The following is an 18095-nucleotide window of genomic DNA, read 5'->3' as shown; positions in this document are numbered from 1 at the left end:
TTCTCTTTAATCGGTGAGACGGTTGAGGTTCGAGGTTCTTAGCAAAGACGATATGAACGCCCTCTCGAGGGAGCTGAGCAGGGCTGGGATAATGAACAGGACCAAGGAAGAGGTTTCGCCCGAGATAGCACACTACATCGTCATAAGCGGCACCTATGCCGAGCTCGTTGAGAAGGCGGAGGGTATAGAGCCCCTTGAAGAGAGCCTCGAGGAGCTGAGGGCTGCCTTTGACGACATCATGGCCAACTGGGAGGTCAACCAGGGGAAGGCCCTTGAGGAGCTCTTTGACGAGTCTGACCTGGGTAAGCTGCTCATAGTCACATCACTCATCGAGACCGGTGCGGTCGTTGAGGAGGATGGGAGGCTCGTCCTCATGGAGAAACCTCTGCTGGATGGCCTGAGGGTCGAGCTGCGCTTTCCGATAGAGGAGGTTGACGAGTACCTCGAGGAGCTCGAGGAGCGCTTCGAGACGAGCATGGTGACAGAGTTCACACTTGAGAAGCACTACTACGTTGAGGTCATGGAAGTTGACAGGGAGCTCGTTGAGGCTGCACTCGAGATAGCTGAGGACTATGCAACTGAGGAGAGCATCGTTGAGGCGATGTTCGGCGGTATAGCCCGCTCCGTCCTGACTGACGTCATCCTCGATCTCGCTGAAAAGCACAGAAGGAAGAACGAGCTCATTGACACCCTCCTTGAGAGAGAACCCATAGTGGTCGAGGGGAAGCACGAGAGACTAAACATATACTTTGATGAAGAAGCGATAGAAGACTTCCTGAAGGAGCTCCAAACGCTGGGCTACCTCAAGGTGAAGGGCAACAGGATATGGATCTGACATAAAGCTTAAAAATTCAATCTCCTACCAGCGACGGGGGTGGAGGAGATGGCGGTGTTGAAGGCCATCAAGTTCAAGGACAGGGACGGAGAGCTCTACTTCCGCTGCCCCAGGTGCGGGATGGTCTTCCGCAAGAGCAAGGACTATGTGAGGCACATCAACAAAGCGCACGGCCATCTCTTCAGAAAGGCCTGATTCTTCCCTTTTTCTGGGATGAAGAAAAGATTAAGGGTCTGAACCGTGATGAGCGGTTCGGGCTTGCTGACCGTTAGTCTCTGATTACTATCTCTTTCGTTAGCTTGACGATGAACGTCTTCCCGACCTTTTCTCTTGTGACGAGCTCCTTCTTCTCGAGTTCCTGGATGATTCTGCTTATCGTTGGCCTTGAGTAGCCGGTAAGCTCCGGAAGCTCTTCCTGCTTGACAATCCCGCCCCTCTCAAGGATTGCCCTGACAACTATACGCTCTTTCTCGGTGAGAACCTCGATAGGCACCTTGTTTGCCGCCCAGCGCTTCTTGGCGTAGTAGAGCGAAACCGGCACTGCGACTGCCAGAGACAACATCACCGCAGCGATGACCATGACCCAGTTAGTTCCTTCTTCAGGTTTGGGCACGGTTATCTCTATGTTCTCCTTCACCCAGTAGGTCTCGTAGCCCAGGGACTCTATCTTCTTCTGGACATCCTTTGACATTCCTGCACCGATCAGGATGACAAGATCTGGGTTGAGTTTCTGTATTGCGTTGGCCGTTGAGTCTGACAGAGCGTCCTCCTGTGTGAGGAGCAGAGGATCGCCATAGTTCATTGCCCATCTTGCTGCCGCCAGAGCCGAACCGTAATCACTGGAGCTTGCGACAACAACGGTCTCCGCGCCGTTGGGGTAGAAATGGAGGGCCAGCTTTGCGGCGGTTTCTGTTCTAACGGCCCCACCTATCCTTTCGACCACAAAGCCTATGTTCAGCAGTTCGTCCTGAACCTCGTTGCTTACGGCCTGAGAGTCTCCTATGATAAGTACATGGCTCCAGCCGAACTGAGCGTAGGACTGGAGCTGGGCCAGCGTTCCAGGATCGAGTTCCTTCGGATCGACAGGCAGAATAGGGACACCGAGCATTTTGGCGTAGGGCCACGCCACGATGTAATCTATCAGATCATCATTCCTCACGATTATCAGGTCGTATTTTGGGGTCTCCTCTTGAGCGGCGGAGAGGGGCAGTGTGAGGGATGAAACCATGAACAGGATGAGCACCAAGGCAATGGCCCTTTTAACCATTTTATCACCTGAAAAAAGAGTGGGGAAAGCTCCTTAAAAGGTTTTTCAAAGTTCCAGGATCTCGCCCGGTTTGAGGATGATGACCTCCGCCTTGTCCCCGACGAGCTTCTTGAACTCTTCCGGGTCCGCGGCGATCGGTGGCCAGGTGTTGTAGTGCATCGGAACGACTTTCCTCGGCTTAAGAAGCTCCACAGCCTTTGCGGCCTCCTTCGGTCCCATCGTGAAGTGACCACCTATCGGGAGTAAAGCCAGGTCAATCGGCCCGTAGAGTTCGTTGAGGAGTTCCATGTCCTTGAACACGAAGGTGTCGCCGGCGTGATATATCTTGACTCCATCGAGCTCGATTACGTAGCCGCAGGCGTTTCCGATGCTGTACTTACCATCGCTGCTGGAGTGCCAGGCTGGAACCTGGACTATCTTGACCCCATCAACCTCGGTCGGACCATAGTTCATTCCGATAGTTGTTATACCAGGGTTGTTCTCGACAAGGTAATTGGCTATGTCGTACATGGCGACTATCTTGGCACCAGTTCTTTTGGCTATCTCTACGGCGTCACCAATGTGGTCACCGTGGGCGTGGGTTATTAAAATCAGGTCTGCTTCGAGCTCTTCAGGCTTTGCGGCAGCTGCAGGATTGCCGGTCAGGAAGGGATCTATCAGAATCCTTTTGCTTCCGACGATCTCGAAAGCAGCGTGGCCCAAAAACCTCACCTTCACCATGTCATCACCTCCGACGGATATAATAACCAGAACTTACTTAAATCTTTCGACTTCTCTGGAAGTGGGCAATGATGGTCTTTTTAGCCCATCGGAGCTTTATTTATTCTCTTCCATGCCCATATCTGCCTCACTGTCCTTTTTAGGAAAGCTTATATAGAATTCCGCCGAGTCTAGCTCGGTGATGTGATGACGTTTGATTACTTCTTTAAACCCAAGGCCATAGCTGTTATTGGAGCTTCTAATGACCCCCTCAAGCTGGGCTACGAGGTCTTCAAGAACCTCAAAGATTACAAGGACGGCAAGGTTTACCCGGTTAACGTCAAGGATGAGGTCGTTCAGGGCGTCAAAGCCTACAAAAACGTCAAGGACATCCCAGATGAGGTTGAGCTCGCGGTTGTCGTCGTCCCGAAGAGGTTCGTAAAGCAGACGATAATCGACTGCGGCGAAAAGGGCGTCAAGGGGATAATCCTCATAACAGCGGGCTTCGGCGAGGTTGGCGAGGATGGCAAGAGGGAGGAGCGCGAGCTCGTCGAGATAGCCCACAGATACGGCATGAGGATCGTCGGACCGAACTGCGTCGGCATAATGAACACTCACAACGACATGAACGCCACCTTCGTAGCCAACGCCAAGAAGGGGGACATCGCCTTCATCAGCCAGAGCGGAGCTCTGGGAGCTGGAATCATCTACAAGACCATCAAGGAGGGCATAGGGTTCTCCAAGTTCGTCAGCATAGGCAACATGGCTGATGTTGACTTCGCCGAGTTCATGGAGTATTTGGCGAACGACCCGGAGAGCAAGGCCATAGCACTCTACATTGAGGGCATCAAGGACGGAAGGAAGTTCATGGAGGTCGCAAAGCGCGTCACCAAGAAGAAGCCGGTCATAGTCCTCAAGGCCGGAAAGAGCGAGAGTGGAGCCAGGGCAGCCTCAAGTCACACGGGTTCTCTTGCAGGTTCATACAAGATATATGAAGCCGCATTCAAGCAGAGCGGCATCATCGTGGCTGATACTATAGATGACATGCTAAGCATGGCGAGGGCTTTCACCCAGCCATTGCCGAAGGGTAAGCGCGTCGCGATAATGACCAACGCTGGTGGGCCAGGAGTCCTCACTGCGGATGAAATTGATAAGCGCGGCCTCAAGCTTGCAAACCTCGAGGAGAAGACGATGGGGGGACTCCGCTCTTTCCTCCCGCCGATGGCAGCGGTGAAGAACCCTGTTGACATGATAGCGAGCGCGAGAGGCGAGGACTACTACAGAACTGCGAAGCTCCTCCTCGAGGACCCGAACGTTGACATGCTTATAGCGATATGCGTTGTCCCAACCTTCGCAGGAATGACGCCAACCGAGCACGCTGAAGGCGTCGTCAGGGCGGTTAAAGAGGTCAACAACGGCAAGCCAGTTCTTGGACTGTTTATGGCCGGCTACATAAGCGAGCCCGCCAAGGAGGTTCTCGAAAAGGCAGGCATTCCAAGCTACGAGAGGCCGGAAGATGTTGCTTCTGCTGCTTATGCCCTTGTCGAATTCGCGAAGGACGTTGGAATTTTGAAGGAAGAAAAATGAGGTGATTTTGGATGGCGAAGGTTACCGACATAGTGTTGTGGGACAAGCCCGGGGAGAAGGTTATCCTCCTCGGTAACCAGGCCATAGCCAGAGGAGCACTTGAGGCCAACATAGCGGTTTTCGCGGCATATCCTGGAACTCCAAGCTCAGAGCTTACCGACACCATGGCCATGGTTGCTAAAAAGGCCGGTGTTTACATGGAGTACTCGACCAACGAGAAGGTTGCCTTTGAGACCGCTTTGAGCGCCGCCTGGGCTGGATTGAGGGCTATGACGGCAATGAAGCACGTTGGTTTGAACGTCGCTGCTGACACCTTCATGAGCGCCGTCGGAATGGGTGTCGAGGGCGGCTTCGTCATAATGGTGGCGGATGACCCAAGCATGTGGAGCAGCCAGAACGAGCAGGATACCCGTGTTTACGCTAAGTTCGCCAACGTCCCGGTTCTCGAGCCGATTTCACCGCATGAAGCCAAGGAGATGACGAAGTACGCCTTCGAGCTGAGCGAGAAGTTTAAGCATTTCGTTATCCTCAGAACCACCACCAGAAGCTCCCACGCGAGGGGAGATGTTGTTCTCGGCGAGCTTCCAGAGGAAATAAAGACCGGTAAGAGGAAGTTCGGTGAGTTTAAGAAGGATCCGAGCAGATTCGTCGATGTTCCAGCCAACGCCAGACGCTTCCACCCGCAGATACTAGAGAAGATCGAGAAGATCCGCGAGGAGCTTAACAACTGCCCATTCAACTGGATAGAGGGTAAGGAAGACGCCAAGGTCGGTATCATAGCTCCCGGTCTGAGCTACGCCTACGTTAAAGAAGCCCTTGCCTGGCTCGGCATCGAAGACGTCAAAATCCTCAAGCTTGGAACGCCCTTCCCTGTTCCCTACGGCCTGCTCGAGAAGTTCATTGACGGCCTTGAGAAGGTTCTCATCGTTGAGGAACTCGAGCCCGTCGTTGAGGAGCAGGTCAAGACCTGGGCCTACGACAAGGGCCTCACCATCCCGATTCACGGCAAGGATCTCGTCCCGAGGATTTACGAGATGACCACGAGGAGGGCCGTCGAGGCCATAGCGAAGTTCCTCGGCCTTGAGACGCCCATAGACTTCGCCGAGCTTGACGAGAAGTATAAGAAAGTTAGTGAGATGGTCCCGCCGAGGCCGCCGAGCCTCTGTCCTGCCTGTCCTCACAGGAACACCTTCTACGCCATAAAGAAGGCCGCGACGCCTAGGGCGATATTCCCGAGCGACATCGGCTGTTACACCCTCGGTGTTCTCCCGCCGCTCAAGGCCGTCGATACAACCGTCGCGATGGGCGGTTCGATCGGAGTTGCCCACGGTCTCAGCATAGCCCTCAACGGTTCTGTCGCTGAGGATGAGCACAAGGAGGGCAAAGAGAAGAAGGTCATCGTGGCAACCATTGGAGACTCGACCTTCTTCCACACGGGACTTCCGGCTCTGGCGAACGCCATCTACAACCGCTCCAACGTCGTCATAGTTGTCGTGGACAACCTCGTCACGGCAATGACCGGCGACCAGCCGAACCCGGGAACGGGCGACACCCCGCACGGACCGGGTAAGCAGATCAAGATCGAAGAGGTCGCCAGGGCACTCGGTGCAGACTTTGTTGCGGTCGTTGACCCCTACGACATAAAAGCCACCACCGAGACCATCAAGAAGGCCCTCCAGGTTGAGGGTGTGAGCGTCGTTGTTTCGAGAAGGGTCTGCGCCCTCCACAGGATCGGCGAGCTCAGAAGGGCCGGAATCAAGTGGCCGCTATACCAGGTCAACGAGGAGAAGTGTACCGGCTGTAAGATATGTATCAACGCCTACGGCTGTCCTGCGATCTACTGGGATGCTGAGAGCGGCAAGGCCAAGGTCGATCCGCTCATGTGCTGGGGCTGTGGCGGATGTGCGCAGGTCTGTCCGTTCGATGCCTTTGAGAAGGTCAGGGAGGGAGAGCTATGAGGGAGTACAACATCGTTATCACTGGAGTTGGCGGCCAGGGTATCCTCACTGCCGCCAACCTTCTTGGTTGGGCCGCCCTCCACGCCGGCTACAAAGTGAGAGTTGGTGAGGTTCACGGCATGAGCCAGCGCTTCGGTAGCGTTATCGCTTACGTCCGCTTCGGCGAGGACGTTTATGGCGCAATGGTTCCTGAAGGAAAGGCCGATGTTATCCTAAGCTTCGAGCCGGTTGAGGCTCTCCGCTACATCAACTACCTCAAGAAGGGTGGCCTGGTCTTCACCAACGCGAGGCCGATTCCGCCGGTTCAGGTCTCCATGGGCCTCGCCAAGTACCCGAGTCTCGAGGAGATAAAGAAGGTCGTCGAGGAGGACTTTGAGGCCAAGTTCATGGCTTTCGACGCCGAAGAGCTCGCCATGAAGGCCGGCAACGTCATCACCACGAATGTCGTCCTCATCGGCGCACTGACCCAGACACCGGGCTTTCCGCTCGACGCCGAGCACGTCAAGGAAGTCATTCGCGTAAGCGTCCCGCCGAAAGCCGTTGAGGTCAACATGAAGGCCTTCGACCTCGGAGTCCAGGCGGCAAAAGAGATGCTGGGGCTTTGATGCCCCTGTTTTTCTTAAATCCCCCACCACTCCCTCTGTATTTCTACCACACTCTCCACAGTTTTTATTGCTTCGTAGCCTGGATGGGCGATTTCTTCGACGTCTTTCTCGTTTAAATAGCTCTCTATGAAGGCAGGCAGACCTTTCTTCAGCCCAACGTTGTAGCCACCCTCGAGGATTACAGCGAGGGAGTACCTGGACAGCGTTGAGCCCGCATAGCGGAAGAACCTTTCCGTTAGTCTGAGCATCGTGAGGTACTCGCCGCGAAAGCCATCAAAGCCTGCAGATACTAAAACGACCTCCGGTTTGATTTCCTCAAGGATCGGCAGTACGACCTCTCTCCAGGCGAAGATGTAGTCGTCATCAGTAGAGTAATGCGGCATGGGTATGTTTATTTTTGTTCCTTTTGCATCTCTGCCGCCGATGTCGTGCTCGTAACCGCTCCATGGATAGATGTCGCGCTCGTGAATGTCTATGTGGATTATGTTCGGGTCGTTCCAGAATATCTCCTGAGTGCCGTTGCCGTGGTGGGCATCGAAGTCTACGATAACGACCTTTCCTTTGAGTTCCTTCAGAGTGTATGCGGCGAATGCAGCGTTGTTGAATATGCAGAAGCCTAAAGAAGGGGCGTTGAAGGCCCTGCCGTCTTTGCCTGCGTGGTGCCCGGGCGGTCTAACTAGGGCAAGATAAAGGCCTTTCTTCTCCATGGCGGATAGAGCGACCTCTTTTGAAGCCCCTAACGCCTTCAAAGCCGCCTCCCAGGTTCCAGGGGAAACGTAGGTATCGGGATCGAGGTAGTCAAAACCTGTGCTCAGTTTTCTAATGAGTTCAACGTGTTCGCGTCCGTGAACTTTAAGAAGTTCGGTTATGGTCGTGTCCTCCGGCTCCCTCACGTTGATCCATAGGTTGTGCTCTTTAAGTCCCTCGATTGCGTACTCAAGTCTGCTCGGATTTTCGGGATGGTACTCTTTTGGCCTGTGTTCACGGAAAATGGGAGAGTACAAAACTTCATAGGCGGGCAAGGCCCGCGTCCTCCAAGGGCTTACCATTCTTCCTCTTCGTCTTCCTCGATGAGCCCGTACTTCTCAAGCTCCCTGAGGAGCTTCCTAACAGCCTCCCAGGCGTCGTGCTCGCTCTTGGCTCCAGAGCAGACTATCTTTCCTGAGGAGAAGAGCAGTATAACGGCTCTTGGCTCCTTAACGCGGTAGATAACGCCCGGGAACTGCTCGGGCTCGTACTCACAGTTGGGCAGGCTCAGAGCAACGGCATCGAGGTTGAACTCCATTCCTATATCGCCGCTGAAGACCATGTTCTGGATGTCTATCTGCGGCGCGCGCTGGAACTTGGCACCTATACGCTTGAGCATCTGGATGAGCTTGTTGACAGCCCTCTCGATGTCCTCGACGCTCTTGGCACCGGTGACGACGAGCTTGCCGGAGCTGAATATTAGCAGGGCCACCTTCGGCTCCTCGAAGCGGCATATTATTCCAGGGAACTCTTCGGGATTGTACTTGGAATTGGGGCATATTTCGATGACCTTCTCAAGGTTGAGTTGAGTGAATAAGTCCACAGAAGCGACAATATTCTCAATCCTGAGCTTTACATTGCTCATGTCGACCAAGGCTTACACCTCCAGATGGTGGGTTTAAAAACCCTTTATAAATGAACGCAAGGAGTTTTTAAAGGTTTAGGTCGTTCAAGTGTTAAAAGTAAAAGAATACTGGTTCATAGGTAAGCCTCGACAAGCACCTTTCCAGCCTCTGTGAGGCTATTCTCGCCGAGGAATCCAAGTGCCCTCAGCATTGTTAGGACTTTCTTTATCTCCTCATCGCTGAGGCTTAGGTACTTCTTAATGACGTCGATCTCGTCCTTCTTGTATCTACAACGCCGAACTCCTTGGCTTCTCTGCCCCACTCTGTTAACCAGTAGGTGTCTTTGTTCTTCATGAACTTTCTCTCGAGGAGTTCCTTTGATTCGAGCAGGTGAAGTATGGCTCCGAGATCATCGACCTTGGCAAGCTTCTCGATCTCGGTGTAGGTGGGCAGTATCTCTGGGTTGGCCTCGTGCTTCTTCTCTATCTCTGCTATCGCCTTGAGAACTTTGAGCTCGTCTGCAAGCAGGTAAATGGGCAGTACCTTCTCCTCAACCCTTCCCATGGCCTCGTAGGTCTCCATGACGGTCTTACCGAATTCGGTGATTCCTTTCTCATCGGTGAAGCCTGGGCATCGCTGCCCTCACTCCTCTTTCCGGCCTTGAGAGCTTCAAAATCTTCTTTCCTCAGGATTATAGTCCCGGCGAAGACGGGAATCATGCTTGCGGCCCTGAGTGCGAGCTTGTCAGCCGGTGTTGTGGTGAAGGCTCTACCACTCTCCGTTGCCGGCGAAATCAGGAGCAGTCTCGTGGCCTGCAGTGCATTGACGAGGTTGTCCTCGTAGAGCTTCGAGTTCTTGTAGTTCACCAGCTCGTCGAGTGTTCCAATCTTGGGCATCCCTCTCAGGAAGGAGACTATCTCGGGTGTGAGGTAGACTATCGGGTGGCTCTCGCGGTATATCTGGAGAAGTTCTCTGCTGAGGTCGTTGACACTGTTCTCGTCGGCGAGTTGCCTCTCCCTGAGGAGCTTCATCCATTCCTCTGGAATCTGGCCGGTCTCGACAGCCAGTTTGAGTATCTAGATTATTTCATCTCCCTGAGAATCTCCAGGTGCCTCCTCTTCAGGAACATCATCATTCCTCCGGTTGTTTTCTGCACTTTTCCTCACTCGAATTTTTTAAAACTTCGGTAACTAAAAATTGAGAAGGCTTAAAAAGGCTCACAACAAGGACGAATTGGTGAGAATATGAGAAACACGATGGTATTGGTAAGGACTGACAACTTTCAGAAGGCCAGCATAGCACTGGCCGACCTCGTCCGCTACGGCGGCATGAAGATAAGGGGGGATCCGAGGATAATACCTCCCGTACTCTCTGATTGGGCGTTTGAGAAGATAAGCGGTGAGAAGCCGAGGAAAAAGTTCAGGGCCCACGTGATAGCGCAGATAGATTTGCCTCCAGCTAAGGCGATAGGCAGGCTGATGGATATTCATCCACCTGCTCACATTCTGGTTATTCCCCCCGATACAGAGGTCTGGGAGGAGTTAATTCGTATGTGGGGAACCTTCGAGAAGCTCAAAGGCTTCCACCCGCCGAAGAGAACGAAGGCTGAGAAGCTCAAGAAGAAGAGGGAGGAAGATCTGGAGGAGTTCTAAGTCCTCACTTCTTCCTCTTCCGAATCTTGATGTTGGCTATATCACCAAGTGTCGGTTCGTAGTCCTTTGGAATTGTGACCTTCTCTTTAACTTCTTCTTCAACTCTCTCGATGAGTGTTATCTTGAAGTACTTCTCAAGCTTCTTCGCTTCCTTTATCGTGGGCTCACGGTAGCCGTGGGCTATCGCGCGCAGGTCCTTCATCGAAAGGCCAATTTCATGCGAAAGCTCCTCGTAGCTCTTGCCCGAGCGCTGTATGGCCCTGTAAACCCTCTCAGCGAAGTCCTCGACTATCTCCTCTGTGTAAAGAGGTCTTTCCGTCCTCGGCTTGGGAGCCGGCTTGGGTTTTGGCCGTGAGTAGGTCCTCCTGACTGGCTGCCTGCCCGTGGGCATTATGCTGAAGCCTGCCTTTTTCCTTCCATACTTCTCATAACAGCGGTCGCAGACGAGAACCTCGGCTCCTTCGAGCCTTATCCTGTGACCTGGACCCCTTATGGGCGCGCCGCATATCTCGCAGTACTTCGGCTTAGCCTTCGCCATTTCAATCACCTTCTGACTCCACCTAAAGCTCGGAGCTATCCTTTTTAAACCCCTCGATGAGCTTATATTGATGAGTAAGGTAAGGATAGAGAAGCTGCAAAAGCTCGATCAGGAGACCCTTGAGAGGCTGATAGAGATATACATGAGCGGCTACGAGGGTATGCGAGAGTACGGTGGTGAGGGTGAGAGTTACGCCAAGCGTTACCTTCGCTGGTGCTGGAACAAAGCCAAGGACGGCTTCTTTGTTGCCAAAGTCGGCGACGAGATAGCCGGCTTTATCGTCTGTGACAATGACTGGTACAGCAAGTACGAGGGGAGGACCGTTGGAGCTATCCACGAGTTCGTCGTTGACAAGCGCTTTCAGGGGCACGGAATCGGGCACAAGCTGATGGAAAAGTGCCTCGAATACTTGAGCAGGTACAACGACAGGATAGAGCTCTGGGTGGGCGAGAAGAACGAGAAGGCCATGAAATTCTACGAGGACTGCGGCTTCAGAAGGGTAGAGCAGAGCGGGATATGGGTTCGAATGGTAAAGGACATTCGAAAGGATGATAAAGGGAAGAGAGAGAGCTAAAACTATTGGGTGGATTGAATGCTCTGCATACGTCCGCCAAACCCTGAGAGGGTGAGAAACTTGAACGAGGAGAGTTTTATACGGGAAGGAAGGGGGAAGCTGAAGGTTACGATAGAGAGCGGTGGGGAGAAGCTCGAAACCACGATGAACGGCTCGCTGAGGAGCGTTGGAGAGATAGCCGAGATGCTCGGCGTCGAGGCCAAGGATGGAAAGCTAGAGGCCGTTGTTGATGGTGTGAAGGTGAAGATGGAGAAAGGCAAACTTGAGCTGGAGTTCGAGAGCGGGGATAAGATGAGGATTGAGAAGAGTTGATCCTGTTCCCGATTTCTTTTGTTTGGTTGGCTTTGTCTGGATAATGATGTCACCATATATCAATGTCAAGGATCGTTTAGGAAAAATGGTGAAAAAAGGTGCTCCTCACTTAATAGGCGGCCTGAACTTGTAGCCGTAGAGGATTATTCCGTCCTCCTCGAACTCCCTTATCTTCTTGGTGACGACCTCGACCTCCATGCCGAAGTCAATCTCCTCGGGATCGACGTCTGTCAGCTGGGCGAGAACTGTTATCCCCTCCTCGAGCTCGATAAGGGCGAGCGGATAGGGTTTGTAGTACTCGAAGCCGCTCGGCGGGTTCCTAACGATGGTCCAGCTTAGGACCTTACCCTTGCCGCTGAGCTCAATCTCCTCGATGTTCCTCGAGCCGCAGACTGGACAGATGCTCCTCTTCGGGAAGTGAACGTGGCCGTTCTCACACTTACTGCCGATGAGTCTGTACTTCTCACGGAAGTGCCTCCAGTGCCTCGAAACCTGCATTGGCCTCGCCATTTCAGACCCTCCTCAGGATGTTAACAGTTATGTTCGAACCTGTTCCACCTATGTTCTGGGTCAGGCCTATCTCGGCGTCAGGCACCTGAGTCGGCGCTTCTCCGCGCAGCTGGAGAACCGCTTCGACCGTCTGGTAAACGCCGGTCGCTCCGACTGGGTGTCCCCTGGCCTTTAGCCCACCCATTGTTTGTATTGGATAATCTGCGTCGATGGCTATCTGGCCCTCCTTTGCGAGCTGGGCACCCTTACCACGCTCTGCGGCTCCGAGGGCTTCCAAGCTTAAAGCGGCCATAACCGTGAATGCATCGTGAACCTCGAAGAAGTCTATGTCCTTTGGCTCGACGCCCGCCATCTTGTATGCCCTCTGGGCGGCTACCCTTGCAGCTTTGAGGTCGAGCAGATCCTCCCTGTTGGCAAGATTTATGGTATCGATGGCCCTTCCTATTCCGGCAACCTCGACCCACTTCTCCTTAGGAACACCTAGCTCCTTCGCTTTATCAGGCGTGGTGATTATCAGGGCCGCGGCACCGTCGCAGACAGGGGACGCGTCAAAGAGCTTGAGCGGGTCCGCCACATAAGGACTCTTGAGGACAGTCTCAACCTTTATTGGTTTCTTGAACATTGCGTAAGGGTTCTTAGCACCGTTGGCGTGAGCATTAACTGCGAATAAGGCCAGATCCTCCTCGGTGTAGCCGTAAGTCTTCATGTAATAGCGCATGATGAGCGCGTTAAGGGCGACGAAGCTGGCCCCATGGAAGAGCTCCCACTCGGCGTCAGCGGCGTAGGCGAGATATCTGGTGGTATCGCTTGGCCAAGCGTCGGTCATCTTCTCAACGCCGACGACGACAACTACGTCCTCGAGACCGCTTAGAACGGCCTTAACTCCTTCCTGTACTGCAGCACCGCCGGAGGCACATGCTGCCTCGATTTTAACAGCTGGGATGTTGCCCAGGCCAGCCCAGTCGGCTATGAGCGCACCAAGGTTTTCCTGCTCGACGAGCGGTCCTGAAATCATATTTGCAACGTAGAGGGAATCAACACTGTCGATTCCAGCGTCCTCCATGGCCTTGAGGATCGCCTCAACGGCCAGATCGCGAAGGGCAAGCTTCCAGTGTTCCCCAACGGGAGTCATTCCGGCACCGATTATGACGGCCTTTTCCATCTCAACCACCTCACATTATATACTTCCTTCTCGCCTTTGCGTAGAGGGCATAGTCGATGTACTTCTTCCTGTTCACGTAGTCCATGGTCTTCGGCGCGAGGTCGCGCTTCTCTTCTATGGCGTCCTGTACAACGATGCTGAAGGCGTCGCTTCCGGCTCCAGAACCAAAGGATACCCACAGAATCCTGTCGCCAGGCTTGGCGATGTCGAGAACGGCAGAAACACCGACCATCGTGGCGCCGCTGTATGTATTTCCGATTATTCCAGTGAGCAGTCCCGGGAGGACTTTCTCCTTCGGAATTCCAAGTATCTTCGCGACGGTAAGCGGGAATTTGACGTTTGGCTGGTGGAAAACAGCATAGTCAAAGTCGTTAACGGTTAAACCGAGCTCCTCCATCAGGGTCTTGGCGGCGTTGATTATGTGGTGGAAGTAAGCCGGCTCTCCGGTGAACCTGTTTCCGTGCCTCGGATAGTGCTCGTGCTGGCGCCTCCAGAAGTCCGGAGTGTCGGTGACGTAGGAGTAGCTTCCCTCAAAATACGCAACGGTCTCGCTGCTCTTCTCGCCAACTATGAAAGCGGCGCCTCCAGCGCCGGCGGTGAACTCGAGGTGGTCGCCGGGCCTTCCCTGGGCCGTGTCGGCGCCGATGGCCATAGCGTAATCTGCCATACCGGAGCCGACGAAGCCGATGGCAGTCTGGAGAGCCTCGGTTCCAGCCTTACAGGCGAACTCGAAGTCAGCGGTGCTAACGTCAGGAGTCGCACCGATTGCCTCGGCTATGACAGTTCCGGTTGGCTTGACCGCATAGGGCTTGCTCTCACTTCCAAACCACACCGCCCTGATGAGCTTTGGATCTATCCTAGCCCTTTTGAGGGCATTTCTCGCTGCCTCAATTCCAATTGTGAGTGCATCCTCGTCAAGACCTGGAACGGCTTTCTCCTCGATCGGGAAGCTCGAAACTCCCCAGACTCTTCCTATCTCTTCGGCTTTGATTCTATACTTTGGAACGTAGGCACCGTAGCCGACGATACCGACGTCCTTGACGGGCTTCAGGAGCTTTCTCATGGGGCATCACCTACAAAAGTTGAACGTAACTCCGCCTAAGGTTGAGACGGGAGTTATAAAAGTCTTTCGGTGAAAGTGAAAGGCTTTTTCGACGATTGGCGAGAAAGTTGAGTGTATGGCTCTCCTGCCTCCAGAGAACAGAGGTTGAAAAGTTTTGTCAAAAAAGGAAATCTCAAGGTTTCCTGACCACGAAGAGCGCGTGGTCCTTCTCGTAGGGCTCAAGCGAAAGCCTCTCGACGACCTCGAAGTAGGTTGCAAGCTCCTTCTCGACCTCCTTGAAGACCTGCTCCGGTTCCTTGGTGACGTCAATGCTCCTGCTCTTGACGGATATCATTCCGTAGCCGCCACTCTTGAGGAAGACCTTTGCGTTGTCGATGAGTATCTTCGCCTGCGTAGGCTGGGCGACGTCCTCGAAGATGACGTCCACCTTGGGAACCAGCGCGCGATAACCTTCTGGCTTCGTTGCATCGCCAAGTATCGGGACTATGTTTCTTCTCTCCTCGACTATCGGAACGAGCTCCCTGAGAACGCGCGGCGAGAACTCCACTCCAAAGACCTTGCCCTCCCAGCCGACTATGTCGCTGACGTGGGATGCAGTAGTTCCGCTCGCCACACCGAGGTAGAGCACGGTTGAGCCCGGCTTAATCGGGAAGTGCTTGAGGCCATTGAGTATGGCCGCGCCGAGCTTTGATCTCCTCGGGTTCCAGACCCTGTACTCCTCGCCTTCAAACTTGATCAGCCTCTCGCCGTAGACCTTCTGGCCGGGGACGAGGTTCTTGGTGGCTATCTTCTCGCTCCCGTCCTCATCAATGAAGACGTAAACGCCCGGGAACTTGTGCTTTTTAATCTTCATTCAAATCACCTCTTGGCTTTCTTTTTCTTCTTTCCACCCTTTTTACCCTCGCCTTTTCCTTTCTTCTTTTCCCTGCCCCTGAACTTCTCCTTGCCCTTCTTCTTGAACTTCTTCTCCTTCTTTTTCTTCTCTGGCTTGGCCTTCCTCTTGGGCGGGTTCGGGTACTTCTCCTTGATTTCCTTTATTCTCTGCTCCAGCTCCTGCTTGAGCTCTTCAGCGATATATTCACCGGAGAAATAGTCAACCCTGGCAGCTATGGCGAGCTTGCCGGCGAGAGCCCTTGCTATCTTACCCCTCTGCCACCATGGTGAGCGGTTTATGGCTGGGTACTGGAATATGACACCGTGCTTCGGCGGCTTGGCACCGGTTCTGAGGTGCCTGAAGAGCGCCTTCTCGGCACCGAGAACCTGTATGGTCGATGCCGGCATCATGGCGAGCTCCTTGAGGCCTCCAGCGAGGCTGAGCAGCCTGGCACCGAGCTTCGCACCAACGAGGGCCTTGAGGTTTGGCGCTACTTCGTCCATGGCAGTCTCGAGGTAGTCCTCTATCTGCTCCCTCAGCTTGTAGAGGTCGCTTATCTCGCTGGCGAGCTTCTGGATTATGTCGCTATCGAACTTGCCGAGCGGGGCGCCCATGGAGCTCTCGGCGGCCTTGACTATCTTTTCGATCTTTCCATCGGGAAGGCCAAGCTCCCTGAGCTTCTCCTCGGTGACGTTTTCCCTCGGTCCTATGGCCTTGACGAAGGCAACGTACTGCTGATGCTTGGGCAGAATCTCGTCCAGCTCCGGGAAGTGGAGGCTGTACCACTCCCTGAGACGGGAGACTAGGAGATTGATGACTTTGTCAATGTCATCAAGCGCCTCGATGGCCTGGATTATCATCTTATCTCTCGCACCGCTCTGCTCCTGTATGCGGAGCCTTGTCAGGGCCACACCGACGCTGAAGTACTCGTCGAACCAGTTCTCGCCCAAAAACTCTTCCGGGATTGAACGAAGTTTCTCACCGGCTATGTTCGGGAACTCAGCAGTAACATTGTATCCGAGCTCCTTTAAAGCCCTGCTCAGCTCCGAGTCCTCGACCACGAACTCGTCGTAGCCCCTGCTTTCAAGCTCTTTGAGGAACGAAAGGAGCTCGTCGCTCGACTCGCCCTTTAAAAGCCTGTCAAGGCTCACTTCTGGCTTTCCCGAGAAGACCTTCTGGTCGATGAGATTACCGCTCTCGTCAAAGGCGTAGATGCCCCTGACGTTCTCAGCAAGGTACGCTTTCATTATCATCACCCTCTCAGTTTTTTGTCTCCGAAGTATAAAAGGGTTAGGCGTTTTAAACCCTTGCGTGTATTCGTTCAGTATTAACCCCCCATAGAGGCATGCCGGCAGTCGATAAACCAGATCAGTTTGGGTTTTAAGGGTCATCGATCCGCATCGCATAGGTTTATGTATGTGCAACGACTTGGGATTTATACCAATATAACTTAGTTCTAGCCAAGTTTTCACTTCTGATGATAGAAAGAGTTAAATAATCTAACGGCATATTTTGTAACGCGACCCCCTATTCGAGGTGCAGATTATGAACTGGAAGGCCCCTGTGGTGTTACTCATCGGACTTTTCTTGTTAGGGGGGGTCGTGACGGCAGTCCCATTTGACAAGCCCGAAGCAGTGCCCTTAGCCACAGTCAAAGCACTCGCACTTAGGGAACTCCACAAGTTCCCGGAATTCAACCGAGCAATCCCAACCAACCCAACCCCCCTCTACTTCCCCGATGGTAGATTAGTAGCTTACGAATTTAGAATTGTCAAAAATGGAAAAACCATCGGCTACATCATAGTATCAGCCAACAGGAATTTGCCGCCGGCAATTCTCGAAGCGGGCTTTGGGGAAAAGACCCCAAGCGACTTGATGAAAGAACTTGCAGTGAGGAAAGGAGCGAAAAACTACCGCTTTGCCTACCTTGGAGGGCTAAGCTATGGGTTACTAATAGGAGACAAATTAATGGACATAAAGGGGAGGGAGTACAAAAAGCCAAGCAGGTACACTCTCTCACTGGAAGTTGAGGCCACCAAGAACCAAAAAGAGTGGAAATCAATAGAATCCATAGTACTTACAACACCGAAATACCCGATTACTCCACTGGCAACAATAACGTCTGAGAAGATAATCTACGGCGTTCCAGCATGGACCGATACAGATCCAGGAGGAGCATCAGATACAGATTCAAACCTTGGGCCAGCCCCGGATCCCTGGGGAGATAACGACGGATGCGCTCCAATCGCAGGTTCTATGGTTGTGGGTTATTACGAGCCTCAATATCGTACTGACTGGTATCGGGAGGCCATAATAGATATCCTCCATGACCTTATGCACACTGATTACTATGGGAACACTGCCCCCGATGACATTGGGCCTGGTCTTGAAGCATTTTACCAAGACGCCATTCGCCGCTACTGGGAAGGGGAACTGGCTGATCCTCCACATTGCTCATATCAAGTTTATTGGTACGAGAATCCAGATCCCTCCTGGTTGTTTGGCAAATTGAAGTATGAGGTTGACAACAACAGACCAGGATTATTTAGAACATTTCAGGCGTATTTAGAGGAAAGTGGTAAATGGATAACATGGCCTCATGTAATGTCCTTTACAGGATACCGAATTTACAGCAACGGGTACGAATACCTACAAGTCCACACGGGAGCAAGAAATTATGAGGCATTAAGCGTGGACTGGATTTTGGTAGGGAACTGGCAAAACGCGGATTTATACGTAATATACCCAACATGCATAAGCGGGCCAGAACCATTATCCGGGGGTGATACAGTTGAACGGTAGAACTATCACAAAAACTGCTCATACTTTCCATTATTTTACTTTTTCTTGCGGTGGTGTTGTATTCC

General features: G+C 53.1%; 22 protein-coding genes. 9 read left to right on the top strand and 13 right to left on the bottom strand.

Going from position 1 to position 18095, the window contains the following annotated elements:
• The first annotated feature begins 22 nt into the window (after positions 1-22).
• Together TON_RS06660 and TON_RS06655 are read left to right on the top strand one after the other, a co-directional pair.
• Positions 23-835 carry a hypothetical protein gene (locus tag TON_RS06660; protein WP_012572279.1) on the top strand — a complete coding sequence of 271 codons (813 nt, stop codon included), beginning with the start codon at positions 23-25 and terminating at the stop codon, positions 833-835.
• Between the two features lie 48 nt (positions 836-883).
• Positions 884-1030 (top strand): C2H2-type zinc finger protein, encoded by a 147-nt coding sequence (locus TON_RS06655; RefSeq protein WP_012572278.1) that lies wholly within the window; start codon positions 884-886, stop codon positions 1028-1030.
• 73 nt (positions 1031-1103) lie between these two features.
• Here the strand turns inward: TON_RS06655 and TON_RS06650 are convergent, their stop codons facing one another.
• Both TON_RS06650 and TON_RS06645 read right to left on the bottom strand, forming a co-directional pair.
• Positions 1104-2102, bottom strand: coding sequence for a cell wall-binding repeat-containing protein (locus TON_RS06650; RefSeq protein WP_012572277.1), 999 nt, complete (start codon positions 2100-2102; stop codon positions 1104-1106).
• Between the two features lie 45 nt (positions 2103-2147).
• Entirely contained in the window at positions 2148-2822 is a 675-nt protein-coding gene (locus TON_RS06645; protein ID WP_012572276.1) for a metal-dependent hydrolase, read from the bottom strand.
• A gap of 186 nt (positions 2823-3008) precedes the next feature.
• On the opposite strand from TON_RS06645, the gene TON_RS06640 reads away from it, so the two are divergent.
• Genes TON_RS06640 through TON_RS06630 form a run of 3 tightly spaced genes read left to right on the top strand, consistent with a single transcriptional unit; the run spans position 3009 to position 6951 of the window.
• The gene (locus TON_RS06640; protein ID WP_012572275.1) at positions 3009-4388 is read left to right on the top strand and encodes an acetate--CoA ligase family protein; all 1380 of its coding nucleotides are present in this window, start codon (positions 3009-3011) and stop codon (positions 4386-4388) included.
• 11 nt (positions 4389-4399) lie between these two features.
• Positions 4400-6346: an indolepyruvate ferredoxin oxidoreductase subunit alpha gene (gene iorA, locus TON_RS06635; protein ID WP_012572274.1), complete on the top strand. Its 1947-nt coding sequence runs from the start codon at positions 4400-4402 to the stop codon at positions 6344-6346.
• Positions 6343-6951 carry an indolepyruvate oxidoreductase subunit beta gene (locus TON_RS06630; RefSeq protein ID WP_012572273.1) on the top strand — a complete coding sequence of 203 codons (609 nt, stop codon included), beginning with the start codon at positions 6343-6345 and terminating at the stop codon, positions 6949-6951. The genes iorA and TON_RS06630 overlap by 4 nt, the downstream gene beginning before the upstream one ends.
• 14 nt (positions 6952-6965) lie before the next feature.
• Here TON_RS06630 and TON_RS06625 read toward each other — a convergent pair whose 3' ends face one another.
• The 5 genes from TON_RS06625 to TON_RS10295 all read right to left on the bottom strand — a co-directional run bounded on the left by TON_RS06625 (position 6966) and on the right by TON_RS10295 (position 9574).
• Entirely contained in the window at positions 6966-8000 is a 1035-nt protein-coding gene (locus TON_RS06625; protein WP_048055083.1) for a histone deacetylase family protein, read from the bottom strand.
• Positions 7994-8572, bottom strand: coding sequence for a TATA-box-binding protein (locus TON_RS06620; protein ID WP_012572271.1), 579 nt, complete (start codon positions 8570-8572; stop codon positions 7994-7996). Before TON_RS06620 ends, TON_RS06625 begins: the two co-directional genes overlap by 7 nt.
• 104 nt (positions 8573-8676) lie before the next feature.
• Positions 8677-8865, bottom strand: a complete 189-nt coding sequence (locus tag TON_RS10650) for a DUF505 family protein (RefSeq protein ID WP_238516384.1) — start codon at positions 8863-8865, stop codon at positions 8677-8679.
• Positions 8790-9125 carry a DUF505 family protein gene (locus TON_RS10675; protein ID WP_012572270.1) on the bottom strand — a complete coding sequence of 112 codons (336 nt, stop codon included), beginning with the start codon at positions 9123-9125 and terminating at the stop codon, positions 8790-8792. Before TON_RS10675 ends, TON_RS10650 begins: the two co-directional genes overlap by 76 nt.
• Positions 9035-9574, bottom strand: a complete 540-nt coding sequence (locus tag TON_RS10295; protein ID WP_012572269.1) for a DUF505 family protein — start codon at positions 9572-9574, stop codon at positions 9035-9037. Before TON_RS10295 ends, TON_RS10675 begins: the two co-directional genes overlap by 91 nt.
• A gap of 213 nt (positions 9575-9787) precedes the next feature.
• On the opposite strand from TON_RS10295, the gene TON_RS06610 reads away from it, so the two are divergent.
• Positions 9788-10195, top strand: a complete 408-nt coding sequence (locus tag TON_RS06610) for a DUF356 domain-containing protein (protein WP_012572268.1) — start codon at positions 9788-9790, stop codon at positions 10193-10195.
• A 4-nt stretch (positions 10196-10199) separates the two neighbouring features.
• On the opposite strand, the gene TON_RS06605 is transcribed toward TON_RS06610, so the two are convergent.
• Complete coding sequence (locus TON_RS06605) at positions 10200-10733, bottom strand: multiprotein bridging factor aMBF1 (protein WP_012572267.1); 534 nt, start codon at positions 10731-10733, stop codon at positions 10200-10202.
• 70 nt (positions 10734-10803) lie between these two features.
• Between TON_RS06605 and TON_RS06600 the strand changes: the two genes are divergently transcribed.
• Positions 10804-11307, top strand: a complete 504-nt coding sequence (locus tag TON_RS06600) for a GNAT family N-acetyltransferase (RefSeq protein ID WP_012572266.1) — start codon at positions 10804-10806, stop codon at positions 11305-11307.
• A gap of 18 nt (positions 11308-11325) precedes the next feature.
• Positions 11326-11619 carry a hypothetical protein gene (locus tag TON_RS06595; RefSeq protein WP_012572265.1) on the top strand — a complete coding sequence of 98 codons (294 nt, stop codon included), beginning with the start codon at positions 11326-11328 and terminating at the stop codon, positions 11617-11619.
• A gap of 105 nt (positions 11620-11724) precedes the next feature.
• On the opposite strand, the gene TON_RS06590 is transcribed toward TON_RS06595, so the two are convergent.
• The 5 genes from TON_RS06590 to TON_RS06570 form a co-directional block, all read right to left on the bottom strand.
• A complete protein-coding gene (locus tag TON_RS06590) occupies positions 11725-12129 on the bottom strand; it encodes a Zn-ribbon domain-containing OB-fold protein (protein WP_012572264.1) in 405 nt (134 codons plus the stop codon).
• Between the two features lies 1 nt (position 12130).
• Positions 12131-13291 carry a thiolase domain-containing protein gene (locus TON_RS06585; RefSeq protein ID WP_012572263.1) on the bottom strand — a complete coding sequence of 387 codons (1161 nt, stop codon included), beginning with the start codon at positions 13289-13291 and terminating at the stop codon, positions 12131-12133.
• Between the two features lie 10 nt (positions 13292-13301).
• Positions 13302-14354, bottom strand: a complete 1053-nt coding sequence (locus TON_RS06580) for a hydroxymethylglutaryl-CoA synthase (protein ID WP_012572262.1) — start codon at positions 14352-14354, stop codon at positions 13302-13304.
• 172 nt (positions 14355-14526) lie between these two features.
• Positions 14527-15207, bottom strand: coding sequence for a fibrillarin-like rRNA/tRNA 2'-O-methyltransferase (locus TON_RS06575; protein ID WP_012572261.1), 681 nt, complete (start codon positions 15205-15207; stop codon positions 14527-14529).
• 5 nt (positions 15208-15212) lie between these two features.
• Entirely contained in the window at positions 15213-16475 is a 1263-nt protein-coding gene (locus TON_RS06570; RefSeq protein ID WP_012572260.1) for a hypothetical protein, read from the bottom strand.
• A gap of 298 nt (positions 16476-16773) precedes the next feature.
• Between TON_RS06570 and TON_RS06565 the strand changes: the two genes are divergently transcribed.
• Positions 16774-18030: a hypothetical protein gene (locus tag TON_RS06565; RefSeq protein WP_012572259.1), complete on the top strand. Its 1257-nt coding sequence runs from the start codon at positions 16774-16776 to the stop codon at positions 18028-18030.
• The last annotated feature ends 65 nt before the right edge of the window (positions 18031-18095 follow it).

The organism is Thermococcus onnurineus NA1, assembly GCF_000018365.1.
GTDB classification, from domain to species: Archaea; Methanobacteriota_B; Thermococci; order Thermococcales; family Thermococcaceae; genus Thermococcus; species Thermococcus onnurineus.
Note: the sequence above shows the minus strand (reverse complement) of the source record. Positions and strands in the feature narration are given on the sequence as shown.